A 1,751-nucleotide genomic window follows, 5' to 3' on the forward strand; every position below is an offset into this window, starting at 1 on the left:
GTTTTTAAGTAGCAGTAAATTTGTAAGTTTTGTAGTAACAGTATGACACCTTTTGTACATCATGACAAATACTATATTAAAACTTACGAGTTTGTACGAGTTCGTTAGTTTCGTATACATTCCGTGGTTTATATTCATCACCCAGTAAAATGTCATCTCGCCTAAGCTCGTACCTCGTTTTCTTATTCTATCATTGCACATAGTACTCTATGATGGTACAACCATCATGAAGTATGTATTTTCAAACACACTATTATTTTTTCCTATCCACTTCACATATATTTTGTTTTTCATAGATTATAGTTAAAGCTTATATCCGTAAAAATATTTTTGTCCCTTTTCCCAGTTTTCACTTGAAAGTTCGTTTATATAGTCAATAAAATCTTTATAATTACTTGCACTAATAATAGTGTTGTAATCCGCAGGTACTCTTTTACCAGTCCAAATTGATAATAAAGATGGTATTAATTCCATTTTTAATTGCTCCTCATTATTAGCAGCAATCATAACCCGCTGAATCAATTTTTTAGCTAAGTCTCCAGGAAAAGCTAAATTCTGTTGAAAATAATAACTATTTGTATCCTTCTCCTGACAATACTTAAAATAAAAATTTCCAATTTCATCTATAGTTGCATCTTCACCAATTTGATCTTCAAAATTAATAAAGGAATCAATAGAGTCTCTTATAATAGTAGCTGTATCACTGAATTCCTCCCACTCTTCAAGTAAAGCCAATAAATATGGAATTACCTCAAGAGAAAGTGAGGTTGTGGCTGCTGATGCAAAAGTGTCTACTGTTTCTTCAGTTACCTCACTAAGAAAACGGAGATTATTTGAATCCCTTAAGTCTTCATGTGTTGCGACAGATAAAAATACTCTAATACATAAATTCAGAACCGCTTCATCTTTAGTCTGATTCATTAATTGAACTAATAGTGGTTTTTGAGTAAAATCCCCCGTTTTAAATAATTCTATTAAGTTAAATAAAACTTCCGTTTCTGTTAAAGATTTTAAAATTTTTTCTTTTATTTCCGATTTAGCTAAAATTGTTTTTTCTCCAAACCATATACTATTCATAAGATTTCTCGTTTCTCCCATAAATGCACCTACTTTCATTAAATTATCTCTTTCCATTTTCTCGTTGCCATTTCAGAACTTTATTTTGAAAAACAGTAACCTCAGTATGTTGTGGATTATTACCAAATACAATAATCCCCTTTTCATTCTCATGTATTTTTAGTACCTTAGCATTTTCTTTACCATAACCCATTTCATGATAAAAATCCAAATTCAAATCATCAATTTGCTCTCGACGAATAGTCGATTCTCCTGTATTCTTTATATTTGAACTTACATTCTCTCCCCCAAAAGATAAACCTTGTACATGGTGACCTTTTTCAAGTTCCCCTCTTCTAACCAACGCTTGATAGTCTGCTCTTGCTTCCTTTAGTTCTTTCCCCTTTACTATTGTAGATTCATCAGGATTAGGATACCAATCAGGGTTAGTTTCGTGTAATTTTTTTGCCTCATCATAATAAGGTCCATAAACATCCTTACTCGAAGAATTATTACCCGTACCCTTAACAACCTTCTCCCCAGTACTTTTCACATACTGATACGCATCCTTTAGAGAATACTGCCCCATCTCTCGGACAGTTCCTACTCCTGGCATTACATATGCTTTTCCTACACCAGGGATCCATTTGTACTCCAGTAATGTTTTTACTGCGTGCTGGATCTTTTCATTCCCC

Annotated in this window: 1 protein-coding gene and 1 pseudogene; both read right to left on the reverse strand. The window is 32.7% G+C overall.

Going from position 1 to position 1,751, the window contains the following annotated elements:
- Positions 1-303: 303 nt before the first annotated feature.
- Entirely contained in the window at positions 304-1,116 is an 813-nt protein-coding gene (gene imm47 / locus MR063_RS21445; protein ID WP_087952378.1) for an Imm47 family immunity protein, read from the reverse strand.
- A gap of 4 nt (positions 1,117-1,120) precedes the next feature.
- Positions 1,121-1,751 (reverse strand): annotated as a pseudogene (locus MR063_RS21450) (WXG100 family type VII secretion target); the annotation flags it as partial.

It is taken from the genome of Bacillus cereus group sp. BfR-BA-01492 (genome assembly GCF_022662815.1).
Lineage (GTDB): Bacteria > Bacillota > Bacilli > Bacillales > Bacillaceae_G > Bacillus_A > Bacillus_A cereus_BD.